General features: G+C 71.4%; 20 protein-coding genes. 6 read left to right on the forward strand and 14 right to left on the reverse strand.

All coding sequences use genetic code 11. From position 1 onward, the window contains the following. The first annotated feature begins 62 nt into the window (after positions 1–62). Positions 63–758: a TetR/AcrR family transcriptional regulator gene (locus EKD16_RS13715; RefSeq protein ID WP_131098747.1), complete on the forward strand. Its 696-nt coding sequence runs from the start codon at positions 63–65 to the stop codon at positions 756–758. 210 nt (positions 759–968) lie between these two features. Here the strand turns inward: EKD16_RS13715 and EKD16_RS13720 are convergent, their stop codons facing one another. Beyond that, complete coding sequence (locus tag EKD16_RS13720; protein WP_131098748.1) at positions 969–1,625, reverse strand: response regulator; 657 nt, start codon at positions 1,623–1,625, stop codon at positions 969–971. After that, complete coding sequence (locus tag EKD16_RS13725; protein WP_131098749.1) at positions 1,622–3,100, reverse strand: sensor histidine kinase; 1,479 nt, start codon at positions 3,098–3,100, stop codon at positions 1,622–1,624. Before EKD16_RS13725 ends, EKD16_RS13720 begins: the two co-directional genes overlap by 4 nt. A 146-nt stretch (positions 3,101–3,246) precedes the next feature. On the opposite strand from EKD16_RS13725, the gene EKD16_RS13730 reads away from it, so the two are divergent. Continuing rightward, positions 3,247–3,843: a hypothetical protein gene (locus tag EKD16_RS13730; RefSeq protein ID WP_131098750.1), complete on the forward strand. Its 597-nt coding sequence runs from the start codon at positions 3,247–3,249 to the stop codon at positions 3,841–3,843. A 66-nt stretch (positions 3,844–3,909) separates the two neighbouring features. Here the strand turns inward: EKD16_RS13730 and EKD16_RS13735 are convergent, their stop codons facing one another. The 7 genes from EKD16_RS13735 to metH all read right to left on the reverse strand — a co-directional run bounded on the left by EKD16_RS13735 (position 3,910) and on the right by metH (position 15,312). After that, complete coding sequence (locus tag EKD16_RS13735; RefSeq protein WP_131102519.1) at positions 3,910–5,733, reverse strand: dipeptide ABC transporter ATP-binding protein; 1,824 nt, start codon at positions 5,731–5,733, stop codon at positions 3,910–3,912. Between the two features lie 67 nt (positions 5,734–5,800). After that, a complete protein-coding gene (locus EKD16_RS13740; RefSeq protein WP_131098751.1) occupies positions 5,801–6,817 on the reverse strand; it encodes an ABC transporter permease in 1,017 nt (338 codons plus the stop codon). A 134-nt stretch (positions 6,818–6,951) separates the two neighbouring features. Then, complete coding sequence (locus tag EKD16_RS13745) at positions 6,952–8,709, reverse strand: ABC transporter substrate-binding protein (RefSeq protein ID WP_131098752.1); 1,758 nt, start codon at positions 8,707–8,709, stop codon at positions 6,952–6,954. 79 nt (positions 8,710–8,788) lie between these two features. Beyond that, positions 8,789–9,787 carry an ABC transporter permease gene (locus tag EKD16_RS13750; protein WP_131098753.1) on the reverse strand — a complete coding sequence of 333 codons (999 nt, stop codon included), beginning with the start codon at positions 9,785–9,787 and terminating at the stop codon, positions 8,789–8,791. 757 nt (positions 9,788–10,544) lie between these two features. Further along, the gene (locus tag EKD16_RS13755; RefSeq protein ID WP_242676961.1) at positions 10,545–11,072 is read right to left on the reverse strand and encodes a cellulose synthase; all 528 of its coding nucleotides are present in this window, start codon (positions 11,070–11,072) and stop codon (positions 10,545–10,547) included. 104 nt (positions 11,073–11,176) lie between these two features. Further along, positions 11,177–11,842, reverse strand: a complete 666-nt coding sequence (locus EKD16_RS13760; protein ID WP_131098754.1) for an HAD family hydrolase — start codon at positions 11,840–11,842, stop codon at positions 11,177–11,179. Beyond that, a complete protein-coding gene (gene metH, locus EKD16_RS13765) occupies positions 11,839–15,312 on the reverse strand; it encodes a methionine synthase (RefSeq protein WP_131098755.1) in 3,474 nt (1,157 codons plus the stop codon). The genes EKD16_RS13760 and metH overlap by 4 nt, the downstream gene beginning before the upstream one ends. A 352-nt stretch (positions 15,313–15,664) precedes the next feature. Between metH and EKD16_RS13770 the strand changes: the two genes are divergently transcribed. Further along, positions 15,665–16,510 (forward strand): PAC2 family protein, encoded by an 846-nt coding sequence (locus tag EKD16_RS13770; RefSeq protein WP_131098756.1) that lies wholly within the window; start codon positions 15,665–15,667, stop codon positions 16,508–16,510. A 144-nt stretch (positions 16,511–16,654) separates the two neighbouring features. Here the strand turns inward: EKD16_RS13770 and EKD16_RS13775 are convergent, their stop codons facing one another. Then, positions 16,655–17,071, reverse strand: coding sequence for an ABATE domain-containing protein (locus tag EKD16_RS13775; protein ID WP_131098757.1), 417 nt, complete (start codon positions 17,069–17,071; stop codon positions 16,655–16,657). 1,292 nt (positions 17,072–18,363) lie between these two features. Then, entirely contained in the window at positions 18,364–19,596 is a 1,233-nt protein-coding gene (gene mshC / locus EKD16_RS13780; protein ID WP_207391570.1) for a cysteine--1-D-myo-inosityl 2-amino-2-deoxy-alpha-D-glucopyranoside ligase, read from the reverse strand. A gap of 208 nt (positions 19,597–19,804) precedes the next feature. Here mshC and EKD16_RS13785 point away from each other — a divergent pair, with 208 nt between their 5' ends. Both EKD16_RS13785 and EKD16_RS26505 read left to right on the forward strand, forming a co-directional pair. Beyond that, entirely contained in the window at positions 19,805–20,587 is a 783-nt protein-coding gene (locus EKD16_RS13785; RefSeq protein ID WP_341351832.1) for a hypothetical protein, read from the forward strand. Continuing rightward, on the forward strand, positions 20,584–20,958 hold the full coding sequence (locus tag EKD16_RS26505; RefSeq protein WP_341351833.1) for a zinc ribbon domain-containing protein: 375 nt from the start codon (positions 20,584–20,586) through the stop codon (positions 20,956–20,958). The genes EKD16_RS13785 and EKD16_RS26505 overlap by 4 nt, the downstream gene beginning before the upstream one ends. 75 nt (positions 20,959–21,033) lie before the next feature. Here the strand turns inward: EKD16_RS26505 and EKD16_RS25365 are convergent, their stop codons facing one another. Together EKD16_RS25365 and EKD16_RS13790 are read right to left on the reverse strand one after the other, a co-directional pair. Beyond that, complete coding sequence (locus EKD16_RS25365) at positions 21,034–21,195, reverse strand: hypothetical protein (RefSeq protein WP_165498564.1); 162 nt, start codon at positions 21,193–21,195, stop codon at positions 21,034–21,036. 301 nt (positions 21,196–21,496) lie between these two features. Continuing rightward, entirely contained in the window at positions 21,497–22,309 is an 813-nt protein-coding gene (locus EKD16_RS13790; RefSeq protein ID WP_131098759.1) for an NRDE family protein, read from the reverse strand. 129 nt (positions 22,310–22,438) lie between these two features. Here EKD16_RS13790 and EKD16_RS13795 point away from each other — a divergent pair, with 129 nt between their 5' ends. After that, complete coding sequence (locus tag EKD16_RS13795; RefSeq protein ID WP_131098760.1) at positions 22,439–22,834, forward strand: VOC family protein; 396 nt, start codon at positions 22,439–22,441, stop codon at positions 22,832–22,834. 34 nt (positions 22,835–22,868) lie between these two features. Here EKD16_RS13795 and EKD16_RS13800 read toward each other — a convergent pair whose 3' ends face one another. Then, positions 22,869–23,612 (reverse strand): SCO1664 family protein, encoded by a 744-nt coding sequence (locus EKD16_RS13800; RefSeq protein ID WP_131098761.1) that lies wholly within the window; start codon positions 23,610–23,612, stop codon positions 22,869–22,871. Positions 23,613–23,619: the final 7 nt, after the last annotated feature.

A 23,619-nucleotide genomic window follows, 5' to 3' on the forward strand; every position in this document is an offset into this window, starting at 1 on the left:
ACCTGACGAGCGGTGCGGTGCTTGGCAGAGTCGCCTTTACAAAGTAATCCTATGATCGGAGCGTGAGTCGAAACAACGCGGGCCTCAGCGCCGAACGCATCATCATCGAAGCACTGCGCATCATCGACGGCCAAGGGCTGCGGCGGCTGACCATGCGCCGCCTGGGCGACGCCCTGGAGGTCGAGGCCATGGCCATCTACCACCACTTCCCCTTGGGCAAGGAACAGCTCTTCGACGCCGTCGTCGCCTACATCAGCGACGTCACCGGCCGCGGGGACCCGGACGCCGAGCAGGAGCCCGGCGACGAGGATCCCGATGAGCCCGGTGCTCCGCAGGGCGCCGACGGGGAGAAGCAGGACGCGGAGCCCGCCGCCGACGAACGCCCCTGGGACGAGCGGCTGCGCACTTGGGCGCTGGACTACCGCGCCGCACTGCTGGCCCACGCGCAGGCGCTGCCGCTGTTCATCCACCGCCGCCCCGACACCGAGGCGGCGCTGCGCTCGCAGGAACTGCACTACGCCGCCTTCACCGAGGCGGGGCTGCGAGGCGAGAACGTGGTCCAAGCGGCCGCGGCACTGGACTCCTATGTCACCGGAGCCGTCATCCACGAGGTGCGCCAGGAAGGACTGCCCGCGCAGCGGCCCGCCGTACCCGACGGCCGGTTCCCGCACGCGGCGGCGCTGCACGGCATCGAACTCGACCCCGAGACCCGGTTCACCGCGGGCCTGAACGCCGTCCTCGCCGCGCTGCGGCCGTGATGCCGGCCCGGGGGTATCCGGTGTCCGCCGGTGGCGGCAGTCGGCGCAGGGGCGGGCACCGATGCTGTTGGTGACTGGCAGCGCGTACGGCAGCGGATCAGGTCTGCTGTGCGATCTTGTCGGTCGGCCGGGAATCGGGTGACCTGGAGAAAAAGCGGCGGCGACCTCGCCGCCTCCTCCCCCGCCACCAGGGACACCGGCCCCGCTCGCCTACGGCGTGAGGCCGAGCTCCTGGGCCGCGATGGCCGCCTGGACGCGGCTGCGCAGGTCCAGTTTGGCCAGGACGCGGCTGACGTGGGTCTTGGCGGTCGGCTCGGTGATGCCCAGCCGCCGGGCGAGCTGGCGGTTGGACAGACCCTCGCCGACGCAGGCCAGCACCTCCCGCTCGCGCGGCGTCAGCTCGGCGACGGCCTCAGCCGGTACGCCGCCCCCGGTAGCGCCCGCGGGGGCCGCCCCGCCTGCGAAGGCCCCGATGAGCCGCCGTGTCACAGCGGGCGCGATCATGCCCTCGCCCCGGGCCACGACCCGCACCGATTCGACGAGGTCGTCGGCCTCGATGTTCTTCAGCAAGAACCCGGCCGCTCCCGCGCGCAGCGCACCGAAGACGTACTCGTCGAGGTCGAACGTGGTCAGGATCAGCACGTCCACGCCGGTTTCGGCGAGTTCGCGGGTGGCGGCGATGCCGTCCTTGCGCGGCATGCGCACGTCCATCAGCACCAGATCGCAGGCGGTGCGCCGGGCGGCGGCCACGGCCTGCTCGCCGTCGGCCGCCTCGGCGGCCACCTCGATGCCGGGCGCCGAGTCCAGGATCATCACCAGGCCCGACCGCACCGCCCACTGGTCCTCGGCCACCACTACCCGGATCATCTGCCACCGTCCTCGTCCGTCCGCGATCGCCCCGCACCCGCATCCGTGGGCGCGCCTGCCTCGGCCGGGCGCCCGTCGCCGCCGAGCGCGTCTGCGCCGCCCGCCTCGCCTCTAAGCCCCTCCGGGTTCACGGCGGCCGCTGGGGCCTCGGAACCCTCCCCGTCCTCCGCGCCCTCCCCCGCCGCCAGGGGGATCTCCGCCCGCACCTGCCAGACCCGCCGGCCACCGGCTCGCTCCGCGGCGAGCGGGCCGGCGCCGAACCGGCCGCCGAGCAGGTGCACCCGCTCCCGCATCCCGGTCAGTCCCGCCCCGGCACCCCGGTGGTCCAGCACCGCCGTGCGCGCCTCGGCGCCGTCGCCGGAGTCGGCCGAGCCGCCGTCCGCGTAGCCGTTGCGCACCGTCAGCACCAGCCGGCCCCCCGCGAACGCGCCGTCCAGGCGGTACTCGACGCGGACCTCCACCCGCATCGGGTCGGCGTGGCGCAGGGCGTTGGTAAGCGCCTCCTGCAGCACCCGGTAGGCGGCGGCGTCGGCGCGCGGCGGCAGCGGCCGCTGCGGCGGCGACCAGGTGACGGCGACCTCCAGCCCGGCTGCACGGGCGTCCGCGAAAAGCCGGTCGGCGTCGTCCAGCCGGGGCGTCACCGCCTCCAGCCGAGGGTCCTGTTCGCCGTCGGCACCCCGCAGCACCCGGATCATGGCCCGCATTTCGGTGAGGCCGTGCAGGCTGCTGTCGCGGATGACCCCGAGGGCGCGTCGCGTCCGGTCGGGGTCCGCCTCGCGCATCGACAGGGCCGCGGTGGACTGGACGGCGATAGCGCTGAGGTGGTTGGCGATGACGTCGTGCAGGTCGCGCGCCACCCGGCCGCGCTCCTCGGACACGGCGCTGCGCCGGTCCAGCTCGGCCATCCGCTCGATCTGGCGGGCCCGCTCGCGTTCCAGAGCGGTGCGTTGCCGGTGCTCACGTACGCTCAGCCCGCTGATCACCGGGCTGCCGAAGACGAGCACGTAGAGCCCGAACACTTGGACGGCCGCCAGCGGCCCGCCGAGTACCCCGCCCCGCACCAGTGTGAACACCAGTAGCCCCACCAGCGCGGCCCCGGCCGCGCACAGCACGGCCAGCACCCCGTCCGCCAGCCTGCGCCGCCCCCACACGCACGCCGCGTACAGCGCGTCGCCGTAGTTGATGAGGACCGCCGTGGACGGCCCGACGGCGGCGTCGGCCGCCACCACGAGGGTCGCCAGTGCCACGACGGCCCCCGGGGCGGTGCGCCGGAAGAGCAGCAGGGCGCAACTCGCCGCCAGCGTGAGCAGCAGCCACCGGGGATCGGCGCCCTCGCGGGGGACGTAGGCGCCCACGGCCCACAGCAGCAGCCCCAGGGTGAACAGCGAACCCGCCCACACCGCGCTGCCGACGTGGGAGCGGCCGCCCAGGACGGGGCGGTCGCGCAGTTCGCGGCCGGGCAGTCGTGGTCTCACGGCCCCATCTCAGCACGGCGCGGCCGCCGGTACGTACAGCGAAGGTCGTACCCCGATCTCCGCACCGCCGACGATGTCCTGCGCGTATCCCGCACGGATCATGGGGGCGCGACGCCGCCGACGGCGGCTGAGAAGAGGGGCCGGAAGTGATCGTCGGACTGATCGTGGCGTGTGAGGCGCTGTTCTGGGTGCTGCTGCTCGGCGGCCTGGCCGCCCGCTACCTGCTGCGCCGCCGGCGGCTGAGCGCCGTCGTGCTGCTGATGGTGCCGGTGCTGGACGCCGTGCTGCTGGCGGTGATCGCCGCACACCTGCTTTCGGGGGGCACCGCCGACGCCAGCCACGGGCTCGGAGCGCTCTACCTCGGTTTCACCGTCGCCTATGGCCACACCATCGTCGGGTGGGCCGACGCGCGCTTCGCGCACCGCTTCGCCGGCGGGCCGCCGCCGGAGCGCCCACCGAAACGCGGCGCGGCCAAGCTGCGCCACGAGGCCGTGGGATGGGCGCGCGGTACGCTCGCGTGCCTGCTGAGCGCGGCGGCGCTGGGCGGGCTGATCCTGCTCGTCGGGGACGCCGAGCGCACCGAGGCGCTGCGCCACTCGTTCGCCCCACTGGGGATCTTCATGTTCTGGAACACGGTGATCGCGGTGTGGGGCGCCGCGGAGGCGGTCATGAGCCCCGGTGCATCCGGAGGAGAAGGCGCGGGCGAAGCAGCGCCGGAAGGCGGCGGCGCGTGGCGGCGCTGAGCCGGAGCGCCGCGGCGCCGGGAGGACGGGCCCGGTGCCGCGGCGCGTGCCGGCGCTGCCGGCTCCTCAGGCCGCCGTGGACTGGCGGCGCATCTCGGCCCGCTGCTCCCGGTGCCTTTTGGCCTCGACCGGGTCGAGGACGGGCGCGGCCGCGAGCAGTTCGCGGGTGTAGTCGTGCTGCGGGGAGTCGTAGACCGTGTCGCTGTCGTTCAGCTCGACGACCCGGCCCTTGCGCATGACCGCCACCCGGTCCGAGACCTGGCGCACCACGGCCAGGTCGTGGGCGACGAAGATGTAGGTCAGGTCGAAGTCGTCCTGCAGTTCGTCGAGCAGGCGCAGCACCTGGTCCTGGGTGGAGACGTCCAGCGCGGACACCGGCTCGTCGCAGATCACCAGCTTGGGGCGCAGGATGAGGGCGCGGGCGATGGCGATGCGCTGGCGCTGGCCCCCGGAGAACGCGTGCGGGAACCGGTTGTAGTGCGAGGCCTCCAGACCCACGCGCTCCAGCAGCTCCTGGACCTTCATCTGGATCTGCTTGGTGTCGGTCTCCCCCTGCACCCGCAGGCCCGCACCGATGCTGTCGCCGATGGTGACGCGCGGGTTGAGCGACGAGTAGGGGTTCTGGAAGATCATCTGCACGTCGCGGCGCAGCGGGCGCAGCTTGCGCTCGGGCAACCGGGTGATGTCGCGGCCCTCGAAGAGGATCTGCCCGGAGGTGGGGTTCAGCAGCCGGGTGATCATCCGCGACAGGGTGCTCTTGCCCGAACCCGACTCGCCCACGATGCCCAGCGTCTCGCCCTGGTGCAGGTCGAAGGACACGTCGTCGACGGCGTAGAAGTCGGTGGCGCGCCCGAGCAGGCCGCCGCGGACCTTGAAACTCATGCGGGCGTTGCGCACCGACAGCAGCGGGCCCTCCCCGGCTTCGCCGGACTTCTGCGCCTCGCCGGCGGAGCCGGTGTCCTTCCGGGCGGAGCCGCCGTCGGCGGCCGCCGCCCGCTGCCGGGCCAACTGGGCCTTCTTGGCCTGCTCGCCCAGCCCTTCGGAGACCGGCTGGTTGCGCTCCGCGCGCACCTGAGCGCGCCGCTGGGCCCGGGAGACGTCCACTCGCGGCACCGCGGCCAGCAGCGACTTGGTGTAGGGGTCCTCCGGCGCGGACAGCACATGGCGCACGTCGCCGCGTTCGACGATGTCGCCCTTCTGCATCACCAGGACCTCGTCGACCGAGCCGGCCACCACCGCGAGGTCGTGGCTGACCAGGATCAGCGACATTCCCAGGTCGCTGCGCAGGTCGTCGAGCAGGTCGAGGATCTGGGCCTGGACGGTGACGTCCAGCGCCGTGGTGATCTCGTCGGCCAGCAGCACCGTGGGATCGCACATCAGGCCCATGGCGATCAGCGCGCGCTGGCGCATGCCGCCGGAGAACTCGTGCGGGTAGGAGTTGATCCGCTTGGCGGCGTTGGGGATGCCCACTCGGTCCAGCGACTCGACGGCGCGCTTTCGCGCGTCGGCGCCGGAGGAGCCGGGGCGGTGCACCTTGAACGCCTCGATCAGCTGGTTGCCGATGGTGTACTGCGGGTGGAGGGACGACATCGGGTCCTGGAAGACCATGGCGATGTCGTTGCCGCGCATGTTGCGGACCTCGCCGTCGCCGATGGAGTTGAGGTTCTTGCCGACGACGGTGATGTCGCCGGTGACGTCGGCGTTGGTGCCGCGGTGCAGGCCCATCAGGGCCAGGGAGGTGGCGCTCTTGCCCGATCCGGACTCCCCGACGATGCCCACCGCTCCGCCGGAGGGCACGTCGAAGGAGATGCCGTCCACCGCTGTGATCCGCCCCTCCAGGGTGGGGAACGTGATCCGCAGATCGCTGACACTGACGACCGGCTCGGTCATGGTCGCCTCACCTCCGGTCCGGTTGGCCCCAGCGGCCAGGTTTGCAGAACTCGACACGACTGCTCCCTCAGGCGCCCACGCGCACGCGGGGGTCGACCCACGCGTACAGCACGTCGACGATCAGGTTGGCGATGACCACGAACACCGCCGTGAACATGGTGACGCCCAGCACCACCGGCAGGTCGTTGCCGCGGATCGCGTCGACGGCGAACTTGCCCAGGCCGGGCAGGGAGAACGTGCTCTCGGTGAGCACCGCGCCGCCCAGCATCAGGCCGAAGTCCAGGCCGAAGATCGTGATGATCGGGGTCAGCGCCGCGCGCAGGCCGTGCTTGGTGACGACCTTGCGCTCGGCCAGGCCCTTGGCCCGGGCGGTGCGGATGAAGTCCTCGCCCATGGTGTCGAGCATCCCGGCGCGGGTCAGCCGGGCGTACATGGCGGCGTAGAGGAACGCCAGCGTCACCCACGGCAGCACCAGCCCGTGCGCCCACGCCAGCGGGTTCTCGGTGAAGGCGGTGTAGCTCCCGCCCGGCGGGAAGATCGGCCAGTAGTAGCTCAGCAGGGCGAGGGAGACCAGGCCGGTGAAGAAGATCGGCAGGGAGACGCCGGCCAGCGCCGTCATCATCGCGGCGCGGTCGATCAGTGAACCGCGGCGCAGCGCCGAGAGCACGCCGATGGACACGCCGGCCACCAGCCAGATCACGGCGGCGCCGATCGCCAGTGATCCGGTCACCGGCAACCGGTCCATGAGCTGCGGCCAGACCTCGGTGTTGGTCTTGAAGGAGTAGCCGAAGCACGGGGCGTCGCAGCGGATGATGTCGGTGCCGCTGTCGTAGTCCTGGCCCATCACCAGACCGGAGACGAACTCCCAGTACTGCACGGTGATCGGCTCGTCCAGGTTCAGCCGCTCCTTCGTCGCTTCGATCGCCTCGGGGCTGGGCGACTTGCCGATGTAGCGGGCCGCGAGGGCGTCGGAATCGGTGCCGGCCAGGCGCGGCAGCAGGAAGAAGATCGCGAACACGACCATGGTGACCACGAGCAGCAGGACGACGCCCGCGGCCAGGCGGCGGAGAATGTAGCGGATCACAGCGGGCGGCCGAAGCCTTCACCTGCCTTGCTTCACGAGTGAGGTGTCGGGGGGTGCGGGCCGGCTTGTGGCCCGCCCGCACCCGTCAGGCCGCGGCCGGCCCCCCGCGTCGGGGGCCGGCCGGGCCGTCGTGCCTAGTTCTGCTCCAGCCCCAGCGCGGAGTAGTCGTACATCTTGTACGCCTCGCTGAAGTAGACGTTGCTCAGCTCCTCCGGGCGGTAGAGCAGCGCCTTCTGGTTCAGGTACGGCAGGAAGGTCGCCGACTCCATGGCGAGCTGGTTGACCTGCCCGTAGATGTCGGCGCGCTCCTCGGCGGACTCGGTCTGGACCGAGCGGTCGAGCAGCTCGTTGACCTTGGGGTCGTCCAGCTCGGACAGGTTGGAGTTGCCGGCCTGCTTGATGGAGTCGCCGTGCATGATCTGCGACATGAAGCCGTAGCCGGAGGGCCAGTCGGCGCCCCAGCCGTAGGCCATGATGCCCAGCTCCTCGCGGTGGACGAACTCGGGCGAGCCCGCCTGCTCGCTGGTGTAGGTACCGGCCGGGTAACCCTTCAGGTCGGTCTCGATGCCGTACTGCTTCAGAGCCTGCTGCAGAGCCTCGGCGGTCTTCTTCTCCTTGTCGCGGTCGGAGCGGTAGGAGATGTTGGTCGAGAACCCGTCGGGCATACCGCACTCCTCAAGTGCCTGCTCGACCTTCTGCTTGCTGCCCTTGTGGCCCTTGGTGCCGTAGGGGTCGATGTCCTCGTAGCCCTTGATGGAGGGCGGCAGCATGTTGGTGGCGATGTCGCCGGCGATGGTGCCGCCCCAGGCGCCCTGCATGGCGGTCTTGTCGGCGCCGTAGAGGATGGCCTCGCGGCAGGCCTTGTCGTCGAACGGCTCGACGTTGGGGTTGATCGCGAAGTACAGCAGGAACCCGGTCTGGGGGTTGTCGGCGTTGGCCTTCAGGTCCTCGCTGCGCAGGATGTCCTGGCGAGCCGAGGCCTCGACGCCCAGGCCGGCGACGTCGACGTGCAGGTCCCCGTTGAGCAGGCGCTTGTCCCGGTCGTTCTCCTCCTGCTTGAACTGCACCTGGATCTTGTCCGGGCGGTTGCGGGTCAGGGGGTCGGTCTCGGGGTCGTACTCCTCGTTGCGCACGAGTGTGAGCGTCTGGCCCGGGGTCCACTCGCTCTCGAACTTGTAGGGCCCGTTGGAGACGACCTTGGTCTGGTACTGGTCACCGGTGTCGGCGTCGGCGGGCACCGGCGACGTCTGCGGCATGGCGGCCAGGTAGTCGAACTCCGCGAACGGCTTCTTCAGGTGGAACTTGACGGTGCGGTCGTCGGGCGTGGTGACCCCGGTGAAGTCGTCGAGGTCGTCGTTCTCGTAGGGGCCCTGGTAGTCACCGGCGTCCAGGAGCTGGAAGAAGTAGTTCGGCCCCTTGTTCAGGACCTCCGGGGCGAAGTTGCTGCGCGCGATGGCGTATTTGACGTCCTCGGAGGTGATCTTCGAGCCGTCCTGGAACCGCAGGCCCTTCTTCAGGGTGTAGGTCCAGGTGAGCCCGTCGTCACTGACCTCGCCGAGGTCGGTGGCCAGGTCGGGGATGGGCTCCTGGCCCTTCTCGCCGGGCTTCTGGGGGTAGGTCACCAGGGTGCGCGCGTAGAGCCGCGTGAAGTCCCAGTTGGCGGCGTAGTAGGTGTTGCCCGGGTCCAGGGAGTCGAACTGGTCGGAGTGGGCGAACTTCAGCGTGCCGCCCTTCTCCGTGCCCTTGTCGACGATGCTGGTGATGGCGGAGTCGTCGACGGAGTAGTCGCCTCCTCCTCCGCCGCCGTCCTCGTTGCCGCCGCCTCCGCAGGCGGTAAGGAGCATCGCCACCGATGTGCCGGCGGCGGCGAGGCCCAGCCATTTCTTAGTCACTGGCGTTCGCCTTTCTCTACGCGAAACGAGTGGTGCGGGCGCCGATCGGGCGCCGGGACACCGGGGGGTCGGTGGTGGGTCAGGATTGGGTGCGGGGGTCCAGCGCATCGCGCAGACCGTCGCCGAAGAGGTTGAACGCGAGCACCGTCAAGAAGATCGCCAGACCGGGGGCGAGCATGAAATTGGGTGCGGAGTCGTAGTAGTCGACCGCTTCGGACAGCATGCCGCCCCATGTCGCTGTGGGCGGCTCGACGCCGACGCCGAGGAAGGACAGCGCGGCCTCGAAGAGGATGTTGGTGGGGATCAGCAGCGTGGAGTACACGAGGATCGGCGCCACCAGGTTGGGCAGGAGCTCCTTGCGCAGGATGTAGAAGTTGCTCGCGCCGAGGCTGCGGGAGGCTTCGACGAACTCGCGCTCGCGCAGGCTCAGCGTCTGGCCGCGGATGATGCGGCCGATGTAGGGCCAGTTGAAGAACCCGATGATGAACACCAGAATCGCGATGCGCAGCGCGTTGTCCTGGAGCCCGAAGGCGGAGTCGGGCAGCACCCCGACCATCGCCATGGCGAACAGCAGTAGCGGGAACGCCAGGAAGATGTCCATCAGCCGGCTGATGAGGGCGTCGACCCAGCCGCCGAAGTAGCCGGCGATGATGCCCATGACGGTGCCGATGACCACCGAGACCAGCGTGGCCAGGAATCCGATGAGCATGGAGATGCGGGCGCCGTAGACGACGCGGCTGAAGATGTCGCGGCCGGTGACGGGCTCGACGCCGAACAGGTACTCGCCGCTGGCGCCGCCGAAGGCGCCGATGGGCGTGCCCAGGACGGGGTCGATCGTATCGCGGTTCCACTGGTTGGGCGGATGCCCCAGCAGCGTCACGATCAGCGGCGCCAGAAGCGCCACGAGCGCCATGAAGACGACGAAGACGCCGCCGCTCATGGCGACCTTGTCCTTGCGGAGCCGCATCCAGGCGATCTGGCCCAGGGAGCGCCCGCGGTCGCGCACGCCGCCCTTTTCGGCGAGCGCATCGGAGTGGGCCTCCTCGGCCGACCCCGGTACGTCCAAAGGCGCGGTCATAGCACCACTACTCCCCCACTAGTCCCGCTCTGTGCGGCGGCACAGTTCTCCGTTCGGGTCGCCGGAGATCCCCGGCGACCCAAGCGACGGCGCGACGGTGTGCGCGCACGCCTTGGATCCGCGCTGCATGCGGCGGTGGAGGTGTCCCCGCCGCCCGCGTGTGGCGGATGTGACCGCAGAACCAGGTAAACCGTGGACAGATGCCCGGTAAACCGCCGGTTCAACGCAGCACGGCGCTTAATGTACGCCGCGGTAACGCACCGAACGTCCAATTCTCGACGATGTGTCTCAATCGTGACGCGAGCACGACGGATCCGTCACTTGACGTGACATGACCGTGTGCATGCAAATCAAAACCGTTTGTGCATCAGATGAACACACCGCATTCGAGGGCACGCCCGGGTCGAGGACTCATCCGGCCTGCAGGCCATAATAAACGGAAAATAAGTGCAAAAGTCCCGTTCGGCAGGTAAATTTCCTGCGCCCGGTCGGGGTCATATCCGCGATCTGCGGTCCGGCCGCACCTATCGGCGCGCCGGCGCCGATTCGAAAAGGGGGCCGGCGAGTACCGATGAGGGCTGCAGGCGCTGCGGCCGGGAGAGCGCCGCCGCCGCAACCCGGGCGCCTTAGCCGCGCCGGGCTACGCGCGGACAGGCGCGCGGGCATGACGCGCGCCGGCGCCCCTGCGCGCGGGGCGCCGGGACAGCATCGCGCGGCGGCGGACCGGCGCCCCGGCCCGCCGCGGCGGACGTCCCGCCTACTCGATCCCGTGCTTGCGCAGCAGGTCCTCGATCTCCCCGAAGTCCTCGTCGCCGCCCGTCTGCTCCTTGGTGCCCTGCTTGCCGCCCTTGGCCTGACCGGACTGCCCGGACTGCGGTGCGCCGGCAGCGCCGGCGGCGCCGCCCCCGGCGCCGATGCCGGCGGCGGGGCCGCGGCCCTTCTCGGCCGCCGCGGTCTCGCCGCCCTTGCGCACACCTACACCGCGCGCCTTCATGACGCCTCCGGCCACCCACAGCACGACGGCCAGCGCGGCCACGGCGACGCCGCCCCACACGACCGGATTGAACACCAGCGAGACGAAGAACCCGAACAGGTCGGCGACCAGCCGCCACAGGATCGTCATCAGCCCCATCAGGCCGGCGGCCAGCGGCAGCAGCGACCACGCGACGCCGCGGAGACCCGAAGCGGCGCCCCTGCGGCGCCAGACGACCCACGAGATGAGCAGCCCCACGACGGTCAGGGCGGCTCCCAGCATCGGACCTGCGATGGGCAACGTTTCCGGCATGTCTCCAGTCTTGCATCCGCGTCCAGCGCCGCACATCGGGCGAGTCCCCTAGGGACCGCCCGTGTCGCGGCGCACGGCGCCCGCCGAGGCGCCCGGACGCGGGGTCAGGGGGCGACCAGCGACTCGATCCAGGACATGTCCACGCCGACCAGCGACTCCAGCACCGACAGCCGGCCACCGGGTTCGAAGGCGACCTGGTCGAGGACGGCCACGGTCGCGCATCCCGCCGCCAGCGCGGACGCCACCCCCACCCGGGAGTCCTCGAAAGCCACGCACCCGGCGGGGTCGACGCCCAGCAGCCGGGCGGCCTGGAGGTAAGGGGCGGGGTCGGGCTTATTGGCCTCGACCTCGTCGCCGGCGACCGAGACGTCGAAGCTGTCCGCCCCGATGGCCCCGATGGCCGAGTCGACCAGGGGCCGCTGCGTGGAGGTGACCAGCGCCGAGGGGACGCCCGAGTCCGCCACGAGGGCCACCAGCTCCTTGGCCCCGGGGCGCAGCTCGGCGCCCCCGGCCGACTGGCGGGCGAACTCCGCCTGCAGGCGCTCGGCGACGTCGGCGGGATCGGCCCGCACGCCGGCCCGCTCGATCATGTAGCGGGCCACCGGCACGGCGGCGCCCCCGATGTTGCGGCGGTGGTCCTCATGGGTCCACACCCCGCCGAGGGCGGCCGCCGTCGCCGCCTCGGCCCGCCCCCACAGGCTCTCGCTGTCGATCAGGGTGCCGTCCATGTCGAAGAGGACGGCCTGCAGGGGCGAGCCGGTGTCGGTCATACGTTGAAGTATTTAGCCTCCGGGTGATGAACGACGATCGCGTCGGTGGCCTGTTCGGGAACGAGTTGGAACTCTTCGGACAACGTGACGCCGACGCGCTCGGGCTCCAGCAGCTTGACGACCTTGGCGCGGTCCTCCAGGTCCGGGCAGGCGCCGTAGCCCAGCGAGAAGCGGGCGCCCCGGTATCCCAGCTTGAAGAACGACTCCAGTTCGGCGGGGTCCTCGCCGGCGAAACCCAGCTCCGAGCGGATCCGGGTGTGCCAGTACTCGGCCAGCGCCTCGGTCAGCTGCACCGAAAGGCCGTGCAGCTCCAGGTAGTCGCGGTAGGCGTTCTTCTCGAACAGCTCCTGGGTGGCGCGGCTGATGGCCGAGCCGACCGTGACGATCTGCAGCGGCAGCACGTCGAGCTCGCCCGACTCCTTGGGCCGCCAGTAGTCCGACAGGCAGAGGTGGCGGTCGCGGCGCTGGCGCGGGAAGCTGAAGCGGGTGCGCTCGGCGCCCTCCTCGTCCAGCACCACCAGGTCGTCGCCCTCGCTGTAGCAGGGGAAGTACCCGTAGACCACCGCGGCCTCCAGCAGGCCCTCGGTCTGGATGCGGTCCAGCCAGGCGCGCATGCGCGGCCGACCCTCGGTCTCGACCAGCTCCTCGTAACTGGGGCCGTCGTCCTTCTTGGACGCCTTCAGGCCCCACTGGCCCATGAAGGTGGCCCGCTCGTCCAGGTAGGCGGTGTAGTCGGCCAGCGGGATGCCCTTGCTGATCCGGTCGCCCCAGAACGGCGGGGTGGGCAGCGGGTTGTCGGTGGCCACGTCACTGCGCGCGGGCATGTCCTCGGGCGCGGTGACCTCAAGCTTGGCGCCGCCCTTGACCTTGCGCTTGCGCAGGGCGGGCAGCTCGGCGCCTTCGACACCGCGCTTGTAGTCCATGAAGGCGTCCATCAGGCGCAGGCCCTCGAAGGCGTCCTTGGCGTAGCGGACCTCGCCGCCGAACATGTCGGCGAGGTCCTCCTCGACGAAGGAGCGGGTCAGCGCCGCACCGCCCAGCAGGACGGGGAAGTTCTCGGACATCCCCCGGGAGTTCATCTCCTCGAGGTTCTCCTTCATGATCACCGTGGACTTCACCAGCAGGCCGGACATGCCGATGATGTCGGCCTTCTGCTCCTCGGCGGCCTCCAGGATGGTCGACACCGGCTGCTTGATGCCGAGGTTGACCACGTCGTAGCCGTTGTTGGAGAGGATGATGTCGACAAGATTCTTGCCGATGTCGTGCACGTCGCCCTTGACGGTGGCGAGCACGATGCGGCCCTTGCCCTCCTCGTCTTCGGACTTCTCCATGTGCGGCTCAAGATGGGCCACGGCGGACTTCATGCACTCGGCCGACTTCAGCACGAACGGCAGCTGCATCTCGCCGGAGCCGAACAGGTCGCCCACGACCTTCATACCGGCCAGCAGGGTGTCGTTGACGATCTGCAGGGCCGGACGCTCGGTCAGCGCCTCGTCCAGGTCGGCGTCCATGCCGTTCATCTCGCCGTCGATGATGCGGCGCTCAAGGCGCTCCCACAGCGGCAGCTGAGCCAGCGCGTCGGCGCGCGAGGCCTTCAGCGCCTGGGCGTCGACGCCCTCGAACAGGTCGAGGAACTTCGACAGCGGGTCGTAGTCGTCGGTGCGCCGGTCGTAGATCATGTCCAGCGCCACCTGGCGCTGCTCGTCCGGGATCCGGTTCATCGGCAGGATCTTGGACGCGTGCACGATGGCCGAGGTCAGGCCCACCTGGGTGCACTCGTGCAGGAACACCGAGTTCAGCACGATGCGCGCGGCCGGGTTGAGGCCGAAGGAGAGGTTGGACAGCCCCAGGGTGGTCTGCACACCCGGGTAGAGCCGGTTGATCTCCTTGATGGCCTCGATCGTCTCGATGCCGTCGCGCCGGGTCTCGTCCTGGCCGGTACCGATGGGGAAGGTCAGGGCATCGATGATGATGTCCCCGCGGTCCATCCCCCACTCGCCGGTGAGCTCGTCGATGAGGCGGGAGGCTACGCGCACCTTCCACTCCGCGGTGCGGGCCTGGCCGTCCTCGTCGATCGTCAGCCCGACCACGGCGGCGCCGTGCTCCTTGATGACCGGCATCAGCCGCTTCATCTTGGAGTCGGGGCCGTCGCCGTCCTCGTAGTTGACGGAGTTGATCACCGCGCGGCCGCCGAGCCTCTCCAAGCCCGCTTCGACGACGTCGGGCTCGGTGGAGTCGAGCATGATGGGCAGCGTCGAGGCGGTCGCCAGACGCGAGGCCAGCTCGCTCATGTCGGCCTTGCCGTCGCGGCCCACGTAGTCGACGTTGAGGTCGAGCAGGTGGGCGCCGTCGGCGATCTGGTCGCGGGCGATCTCCACGCAGTCGTCGTAGCGCTCCTCCACCATCGCCTCGCGGAACTTCTTCGACCCGTTGGCGTTGGTGCGCTCGCCCACGGCCAGGTAGCTGAGGTCCTGGCGGAAGGGGACGCTCTGGTAGAGGGAGGCGGCGGACGCCGGGTTCTCGGCGTTGCGGTTCTTGACGCCGCGGCCCCCGACGCGCTCGACGACCTGGCGCAGGTGCTCGGGCGTGGTGCCGCAGCAGCCGCCGGCGATGTTCAGCCCGAACTCCCCGGTGAAGGAGTCGTGGGCGTCGGCCAGCTCGTTGGGCTGCAGCGGGTAGACGGCGCCGTTGGCGCCGAGTTCGGGCAGTCCGGCGTTGGGCATGCAGGAGATGTTCACCTGCGCGTGCTGGGACAGGTAGCGCAGGTGCTCGCTCATCTCGGCGGGGCCGGTGGCGCAGTTGATGCCGATGACGTCGATGCCCAGCGGCTCCAGGGAGGTCAGCGCGGCGCCGATCTCCGAGCCCAGCAGCATGGTTCCGGTTGTCTCGATGGTTACCTGGGCGATGATCGGGATGTCGACGCCCTTGGCGCGCCGCGCGCGCACCGCGCCGACCACAGCGGCCTTGGTCTGCAGCAGGTCCTGGCAGGTCTCGACGAGGATGGCGTCGGCGCCGCCCTCGATGAGGCCGATGTGGCACCGCTCGTAGTAGTCGCGGATGGTGGCGTAGTCGACATGGCCGAGGGAGGGAAGCTTCGTCCCGGGACCGGCCGCGCCCAGGACGTATCGGGGATGGTCGGGGGTCGTGTAATCGTCGGCGACCTCGCGGGCCAGACGGGCTCCGGCCTCGGCGAGCTCGTAGGTGCGTTCGGGTATGTCGTATTCTCCGAGCGCGGCGTAGTTCGTGCCGAAGGTGTTGGTCTCGACACAGTCCACGCCGACGTCGAAGAAAGCCGCGTGTGTGGATCGCACAACGTCGGGCCGAGTCACATTGAGGATCTCGTTGCAGCCTTCGAGCCCGTTGAAATCATCGAGGCTGAGATCGTGGGCCTGAAGCATCGTGCCCATCGCGCCGTCAGCGATGATGACACGTTGGGCGAGGGCATCACGGAAGGAGAGTCGAGAACTCATAACCTTCAACTGTAGTGTCGGCCGTCCTCCGCCGCCCGCCGAGGGGGGCCTCCCCCGGTGTGTCCTGGACGACAGCGCAGGTCAGACGGTGCGCAGCGCAACCAGAAAGTCGCTGCGCCGTGCGCTGGAATGAACGCGCGCCACCGGGCGGTTATGCCCGTAGGGTCCGTGGCCATAGGGTGGTCGTGGTCCACTGCGAATGCGCGCGGCCGGGCGGGCGGCCGGTTGGCTGTCGCCGCCGCGGGCAATCGTGGTAGTGCTGGATGGCGCGTGGGCATCACGCGCGATCGACCCGAACGACTGGCCCGGGTCGCCGCACGCGGCGCGCCCGGGAATGGTGAGGAGGCGGTCAGTGACCGAGCTCGACAGCGCGCCCGAGCTCGTCGAGCCTGTCATGGTTGCCGCGTTCGAGGGCTGGAACGACGCCGGCGAGGCGGCGAGCGCCGTCATCGAGCACCTGGGCTCGACCTGGGACGCCGACGAGCTGCTCGCGCTGCAGCCCGACGACTACTACGACTTCCAGGTCTCGCGCCCGCGCGCGACCGTGGTCGACGGCGAGCACCGCGGCATCACCTGGCCGACCACGCGTGTCTCCGTCGCCCGGCCCAAGGGCGCGCGCAACGACGTGGTGCTGGTCAGCGGCCCTGAGCCGAACATGCGCTGGCGCGGGTTCGCCGGCGACCTGCTGTCGATCGCCCGCGAGCTGGGTGTGCGCCGGATCGTGCTGGTCGGTGCGCTCCTGGCCGACTCCCCGCATACGCGCCCGGTGCCGGTGACCGGCACCACCTCCCCCAGCGCGCTGCGGAACTCGCTGCACCTGGAGCCCACCTCCTACGACGGACCCACCGGCATCCTCGGGGTGCTGCACGAAGCCTTCGATTCCGCCGGTCTGGAGGCGGTTTCGCTCTGGGCGGCGGTTCCGCACTACGTCGCGCAGCCGCCGTGCCCCAAGGGCACCCTGGCGCTGCTGCGGCGGGTCGAGGACGTGCTCGACCTCACCGTGCCGATGGGCGACTTGCCCGAGGAGGCGCGGGCCTGGGAGCGCGGGGTCGACGAACTCGCCTCGGAGGACGACGACATCGCCGGCTACGTCCGCAGCCTGGAGGAGGCCAAGGACGCCGCCGACCTGCCCGAGGCCACCGGAGAGGCCATCGCGCGCGAGTTCGAGCGCTACCTCAAGCGGCGCGGCCGCGGCTGAGCCCTCCGCCGCTTGCGCCTGCCGCCCCACTGCGGGCCCGCGGCGGCTCGCGGCCGGAACCGTGCTCGCGTGACCGGGCGGCACCTACCTTCGTACCCGCAGTCGGCGAGGCGCCGCCGTTGCGGTGCGGCGGCGCCGCACCGCTCAGGGGCGGATCCGCTGCCACTCCCCCGTGGCCAGCACCGTCGCCCAGGCTCCGGCGATGCGGGCAAGACCGCGCCGGACCTCGTCGACGACCGCGGGCGCCAGCAGCTGCAACGGTTCGCCCGAGGGCTCCAGCCGCACGGTGACGCGCAGCCCTTCGAGGATCCGCTGACCGCGCTCGATCGCGTCGGCGTCGAAGGAGCGGCCTCCGGCGCGGTGCAGCGCCGCCGCGATGGCGTCGCGCAGCGAGACCGCCTCCTCGAAGTCGGCCAGGGTGATGGGGATCGCCCCTTCGGTCACCAGTCGGCGGTCGCGCAGGAAGGCGGCGAGTTCGGCGCGGTCGGTGAGGTCGTCGCCGGTGGAGACGAACGCCTGGACGAGGGCGGCGGCGGAGCTCAGCTCTGTGGGGGTGGTCATGGTCACCATCCCACCACGCTCGGCGACGTGCTTGTGACCTGCGCAAGCGCTGCGGCCACAAGTGGCCGCCCTATCCGGCCCGATATGCCCTGACCTGGTCGTTTCCGTCATCCCCGCGGCGCACGGGCCGGATGCGGCCGCATCGGCACCCGCGGACCTTCGGCCCTGTCGGTGAGTCGGTGCTGCGTGCCTGGCTGTCGAGGGGTCGGGGGGGCGGGGTCGGGGTCGGGGGATCGGGTCCGCTGGGCGGCCTTGCCGGCCGGCCGGGTGAAGGGTGGTCTTCACGGGAAAGCAGCGGCAACGGCGGCAGCGGGGCCGCGCCCGCGGCCGCCGAATCGGGTGCTCGCCGGTGGCCGTCGCGGCGAAGGGCGGCGAGGGCGGCGGGGCCGGGCCCGCGGTGCTCGGCGGCGGTCATGCAGCCGGACCGGGGCCACGAGTCGCACGTACGTGCGGTGGTATCCGCCTCGGTGCCGCCCCGAGGGGCCACCCGCACATCGTCATTCCGCGATACGAAACAGAACCGGGTGTTTTGTCCACCAATGCACGATTTCTCGGTGGGTCCGCGCCCGCGCCGCAGCGGCGAGGCCGCGCCACCCCGCGCGGCCGCCGGCCTGCGCGGCCCCGGCCGTAACACGGCGACACCCAGCCGGCCAACCGGCGCCGGTATGTCCGGTATGCCGACTCATCCGGCGATGATCGTGATCTTATGGTCACGGAATGCGCTTTCCGGCGACCATAAGTTCACGATAGACGGGACAAGCCGCGCCGAGTCTGTCTGTGGGGACGGATTCGGCGCCGAATCCGTCCCCACAGACAGACTCGGCGGGACCGGTGCCGCCCAGCGCAAGGTTTCGACCAGACAATGGCCGGAATCCGGTGAAAACCACGCGTTGGATGCGCCGACCGGCCCGCGGCGGCCCAACGCCGCCCCCCCCCCCCCCCGGCCGCCGCCACCGGCGAGCACCGGGTGCGTCGACCGCGGGCCGGACCCTGCGCCGTCCTCGGTGCCCGTCGTTCCCCGTCAGGCGTCCCGCCACCCGGCAGGCCAGCAAGGCCGCCCAGCAGACCCGAGCCGCCCCCGCCGCAACCGCAACCGGCGAGCACCCGACCCGTCGACCGGGGGCCTGGCCCACTGCCGTCCTCGCCGCGGCTTTTCCCCGCAGGCGTCCCGCCACCCGGCAGGCCAGCAAGGCCGCACAGCAAACCCGAGCCGCCCCCGCCGCACGCGCCACCACGCCACCGCAAGCGTTCCTACGGCTGGGAGTACCGGCTCGACAGCGCGCCCGGCGCCTTTACAACCGCACGCCCAGCAGGGTGTCGGCGGTGTCGCGCATCAGGGCGGGGGCGGCGGGGTCGTCGCCCCCGCCCGCCAGTGCGCGCTCGGCCCAGTCGTCGAGAGCGGCCACCGCGGCGGCGCTGTCCAGGTCGTCGGCCAGGGCCGCGCGGACGCGCTCAAGCGTCGGCATCGCATCGGGGCCCGCGCTCCGGTCGGCGGCTGCCCGCCAGCGCTCCAGGCGCTGCGCGGCCTCTGACAGCGAGTCCTCGCTCCACTGCCAGGCGGTGCGGTAGTGGTGGCCGAGCATGGCCACGCGCACCGCCATGGGGTCGACACCGCGCTTGCGCAGCGACGAGGCGAAGACCAGGTTGCCGCGCGACTTCGACATCTTCTCGCCGTCGAGACCGACCATACCCACGTGCATGTAGGTGCGGGCGTGCGGGCCGCTACCGGTGGCGCTCCGCGCCTCGGCGGCGCCCATCTCGTGGTGCGGGAAGACCAGGTCGTCGCCGCCGCCGTTCAGGTCGAAGCCCATGCCCAGCTCGTTCAGCGAGATCGCGCTGCACTCCACGTGCCAGCCCGGGCGGCCGCGCCCCAGCGCGGTGTCCCAGGCGGGCTCGCCGGGGCGCTCGGCGCGCCACAGCAGCCAGTCCAGCGGATCCTTCTTGCCCAGGCGCTCGGGGTCGCCGCCGCGCTCGGGGAACAGCTCGGTCATCTGCTCCCGGCTCAGGCCGCTGACCTCGCCGAACTTGGCGGCTTCGGCGACGGAGAAATAGACGTCGCCCTCCAGCTCGTAGGCGGCTCCGGCCTCGCGGATGCGGGCGACGAAGTCGGCGATCAGCTGCACCGACTCTACGACGCCGACGTAAGCCCGGGGTGGCAGGATCCGCAGCGCCGCCATGTCCTCGCGGAAGACCTGGACCTCGTGCTCGGCCAGCTCCCGCCAGTCCTCACCGTTGGCCTCGGCCCGCTCCAGCAGTGGATCGTCGACGTCGGTGACGTTCTGCACGTAGTCGACCCCGTGACCGGAGTCACGCAGCACCCGGACCACCAGGTCGAAGGTGAGGTAGGTGAAGGCGTGCCCGATGTGGGCGGCGTCGTAGGGCGTGATGCCGCAGACGTACATCCGGGCCGTGGGCCCGGGATCGAGGGGGCGGAGGGCGCCGGAGACGGTGTCGTGGACGCGGAGCGGACCGCCGCTGCCGGGCAGGCGGACGAGGTCGGGAGCGGGCCAAGAACGCATGTGCAGAGGATATCGGCCGCTTTGGGCACCGACGGCCCGGACTCACCGTAGTGCCCCCACGCCGCCGATGTTCAGCCGATTTTAGCGAGGAGCCCCGGCTCTTCAGAGCCGGGAGGAATCGCTTCTCATCACGTCTCTGCCCCGAATGCGAGCACGCCTGCGGATATCGGCGTTCGCCCCCCGCCGGGGCGGCGGTGATCGTAGGATCACCGCTGTGAAGATCGTCGTGCAGGCCAAACTCGTGCCCGATGCCGCACAGGCGTCCGCGCTGTCAGCGACCCTGCGCACCCTCAACGAGGCCGCCAACCGGGTCTCGGCGGTGGCCTTCGAGCACGGCGTGCCGCGCGAGTACGAGCTGCGCAAGCACACCTACGCCGACCTGCGCTCCCAAGGGCTGGGCGCCCAGGCGGCCCAGCACACCATCAAGAAGGTCCGCGACGCCTACACCACGCTGGCGGCCAATATCCGGGCGGCCGGCCACCTCGGCACACCCGGTTCGAAGCGCCGCCGCAACGCCGAGTCCGCGCCGATCTCCTTCCGGCCCGAAGCCGCCCACCCCTTCGACGACCGGTGCCTGTCCTGGCAGTACGACCAGCGGACCGTCAGTATCTGGACCACCGCGGGCCGGTTGAAGAACGTGCGCTTCGCCTGCGCACCGGACGCCCTCAAGATGCTGATCGAGCACCGGCAGGGCGAATCGGACCTGGTCGAACGCGACGGCGTGTTCTACCTGATGGCCACCTGCGAGGTGGCCGAGGCCGAGCAGTATGAACCGGACGGGTTCATCGGTGTGGACCTGGGCATCGCCAACATCGCGACCACCTCCACCGGCTACCGGGCGGCCGGGCGGGGCCTGAACCGCCACCGCAGGCGCCAGGCCGCCCTGCGGGCCGAACTCCAGGCCAAAAGGACCAAGTCCGCCAAACGCCGGTTGAAGACGCGGCGGCGCAGGGAAGCGCGCCACGCCGCGAACACCAACCCGCCAAGCAGATCGTGACCGAGGCTGAACGCACCTCGGCCGGTATCGCCCTGGAAGACCTGACGGGGATCCGGCAGAGGGTACGGCTTTGCAGGCCCCAACGGGTCGCGATCCATTCCTGGGCCTTCGCCCGGCTCGCCGCCTTCATCACCTACAAGGCCAAGCGGGCCGGGGTGCCGCTGGTGCAGGTGGAGCCGGCCTACACCAGCCGGGAATGCGCCGAATGCCACCACATCGACACGAGGAACAGGGTCGATCGGGCCCGGTTCGTGTGCCGGTCGTGCGGGGTCGTTGCCCACGCCGACCGCAACGCTTCCCGCAACCTCGCCGTACGCGGCGAGGCTGCGTGGAATGCGGGGCGTGAGTCACGCGTCCCTGCCACCCCATAAGGGGTGTCTGGACGGAGGAGCCCACCCGGCAGCCGGTCGGGCGGCTACCTCCAAGCCCGGCCCTACGGGACCGGGTCAAGCTGACCCCCGCCGGTGGAGCGCGGCGATGGAGGTGACACTCGCCACCACCGCCAGCGCGCACATCAGCGCCAGCTCCTCGTTGCCGAAGCGCCAGTGCAGCACCGCGGCAGGCAGCGCCACGATGTAGAGCAGCCAGTAGGCGGCCCGCTCCGGCATGCGGGGCCGCCTCCAGCGGCGCGGGCCCGGTGGCTGCGCGGCGGAACGGCCGCCCATGCCGCTTGCGGCGGGCGGCCCGTCCCGGCCGTCGCGGCCGCGCCACGCACGTCTGACCATCACGGCGACATCGTCATCCCTTCGCCCGTCGGGGCGGAGTCGTCTCCGCGGACCGCCGCCCGGGTGAGGGCGGGCGGCCTCAGGAGTCCGTACGGGAACCGCGGTCACGCTTCCCGATGCAGGTAGACGTCTGCTGTCGGCAGGCGGTTTACCCGCCCGGACGGCCGCGGGGCGGCCGCCGGCGTCACCGCACCAGGTACCAGGCGGCGGGATCGCCCGGACGGCCGGTGAAACCGTAGCGCAGCGCGCTGCGGCCGCAGGCGGCCAGAGTGACGGATGAGGTCGCCCACACCCGGCCGCCGTCGAACTCCGAGCGGGCGATCAGCGAGGCGGGGTCGTCGGTGCGCTCGCCGAACCCGCCCGTGCGGGCGTCGCCGCGGGCGGCGTCGTCCAGCAGTCCGGGCCACGCACCCCAGAGGTCGGCCACGCTCTGGGCGCGGGCCAGGTGCCGGGGGTCCGGGTCGGGGCGGGTGCGCGCGAACACCGGCCCGTGGCGGCGGGCGCGGGGCGCCTCGGCGTCGCAGCCGGAGTTGACCAGCACGGTGACTCCCGGCACCAGCCGCACCTCACTCGCCCTGGTGCCGTCCCACGAATGCAGCACCGCCCCGTCGGCATCGGCGATCAGCAGGTGGAAGGGGTCGTAGTGGCGCGCCTCGCCGGAGTCGAGGCCGAGTTCGCCGCTCTCGGCCGCCGCCAACGGCAGTCGTCCCCGGCTGTAGCGCGTCGTACCGGGCGGCACGGTGGTGTCGGCGGGTGATACCGACCCCGGGGGGATGCCGTTCAGCAGCGCGGCCACCCGGGGAGCGCTCCCCTCGGCGGCGTGCGCGGCCAGCCAGGTGCCGCCCTCGCGTGTGTCGCGCCCGCCGATCAGGGCGGGGCGCTCGGGCCAGTGCGCCGCCGGGGGCTGCCAGGCGCGGTCCAGCATCTCGTCGCGCAGCGCGGCCAGGACCAGCGGCGTCGACGCGTCCGGGTCGTAGCCGACGATCACCGTGCACATCTCGCCTCCACTTCCGCGGCGCCCGCGCATCCGTCGGGGCCTCGCCCGCACACCTGTCGAACGTGCCCGCACGAGCCGGTGTTCCGCCCCGCCGCGGCGACCGCCGGCGCCGTGTGCCAATCTCGCCGCATGAGCGAGTCACAGGTGCGGATCACGGACGTCATCGTCGACTGCCGCGACCCCGAGCGGCTGGCCGCGTTCTGGTCGGCGGTCCTGGGCAGTCGGGTGAAGGTGCGCATCGGACCCTACGTCTTCCTGGACGGCGGTGCGGGACCGGGGATGGGGTTCCAGCGCAGCGACACACCGGGGACCGGTAAGAACCGCGTCCACCTGGATCTGCGGGCTGTGGACCCCCGCGCCGAACAGCGCAGGATCGAGGAGCTGGGCGGGCGCCGCCTGCCGGAGTACGCCGAGGGCGGTTTCCTGGTCATGGCCGATCCCGAGGGAAACGTGTTCTGCATCCTGCCCGAGCAGGCGTTCGACGTCGACGACGCCGGCCGGGCGGACTATCTCGGCGGCGCCTGACGCCGCGGCGCGGCAGCACCGCACCCGGAGCGCCCTACACCGGCGGCCAGGGGATGGCGGGCCAGTCGGGCGAGGGGTAGGGGTGGACCCTGTGGTGGCGCAGCAGTTCGACGCGCCGCAGCACGGCGTAGCTTTCCGGCCCGGTGAGGTGGCGCCGCAGCTCGCTCGCCACCGGGCTTTCGGGGTCGCGCAGCCGCTCCTCCAGCAGCGCCAGCCCGGCCAGGGCCTCGTCGGTGAGCGGTTCGCCCTGCCACTGCCACAGCACGGTGCGCAGCTTGTAGTCCTCGGCGAAGGAGACGCCGTGGTCGCAGCCGTAGAGGTGGCCGGACATCATGGGCAGCAGGTGGCCGATCTTGCGGTCGGAGTTGTTGATGACCGCGTCGAACACCGCCATGCGGCGCAGGCCGGGGTGGTCGGTGTCGCGGGAGAGCTCGACGAGGTCGACGGACGGGTCGCCGTCGATCCACAACTGCACCATGCCCTCGCCGAAGGGGCCGTCGCGGTGGACGGTCGGCGGCACGACGTCCCAGCCCAGCGTGTCCGATACCGCGAACGCCGACATCTCGCGGCCGGCCAGGGTGCCGTCGGGGAAGTCCCACAGCGGCCGCTCGCCGGCCACGGGCTTGTATACGCAGCCGGCCTCGGCGCCGCCGCCCGCGACGGTGCAGTACAGGGTGGCGTTGGACGCCTCGGTCAGCCGCCCCACCGGCTGCAGCTCGCCGGTGCTCAGCAGCTCCAAGGCGTCGGTGGTCGACAGCCCTTCGAACGACGCGGTCATGTCCCCC

The sequence above is a fragment of the Streptomonospora litoralis genome, assembly GCF_004323735.1.
Lineage (GTDB): Bacteria > Actinomycetota > Actinomycetes > Streptosporangiales > Streptosporangiaceae > Streptomonospora > Streptomonospora litoralis.

Bases quoted from the DNA above. Each gene is read 5' to 3' on its own strand.
- EKD16_RS13720 (WP_131098748.1), bottom strand. From the start codon at position 1,625: ATGATCCGGGTAGTGGTGGCCGAGGACCAGTGGGCGGTGCGGTCGGGC.
- EKD16_RS13735 (WP_131102519.1), bottom strand. From the start codon at position 5,733: ATGACCGAGCCGGTCGTCAGTGTCAGCGATCTGCGGATCACGTTCCCC.
- EKD16_RS13750 (WP_131098753.1), bottom strand. From the start codon at position 9,787: ATGACCGCGCCTTTGGACGTACCGGGGTCGGCCGAGGAGGCCCACTCC.
- EKD16_RS13755 (WP_242676961.1), bottom strand. From the start codon at position 11,072: ATGCCGGAAACGTTGCCCATCGCAGGTCCGATGCTGGGAGCCGCCCTG.
- EKD16_RS13760 (WP_131098754.1), bottom strand. From the start codon at position 11,842: ATGACCGACACCGGCTCGCCCCTGCAGGCCGTCCTCTTCGACATGGAC.
- metH (WP_131098755.1), bottom strand. From the start codon at position 15,312: ATGAGTTCTCGACTCTCCTTCCGTGATGCCCTCGCCCAACGTGTCATC.
- EKD16_RS13775 (WP_131098757.1), bottom strand. From the start codon at position 17,071: ATGACCACCCCCACAGAGCTGAGCTCCGCCGCCGCCCTCGTCCAGGCG.
- EKD16_RS25365 (WP_165498564.1), bottom strand. From the start codon at position 21,195: ATGCCGGAGCGGGCCGCCTACTGGCTGCTCTACATCGTGGCGCTGCCT.
- EKD16_RS13790 (WP_131098759.1), bottom strand. From the start codon at position 22,309: ATGTGCACGGTGATCGTCGGCTACGACCCGGACGCGTCGACGCCGCTG.
- EKD16_RS13795 (WP_131098760.1), top strand. From the start codon at position 22,439: ATGAGCGAGTCACAGGTGCGGATCACGGACGTCATCGTCGACTGCCGC.
- EKD16_RS13800 (WP_131098761.1), bottom strand. From the start codon at position 23,612: ATGACCGCGTCGTTCGAAGGGCTGTCGACCACCGACGCCTTGGAGCTG.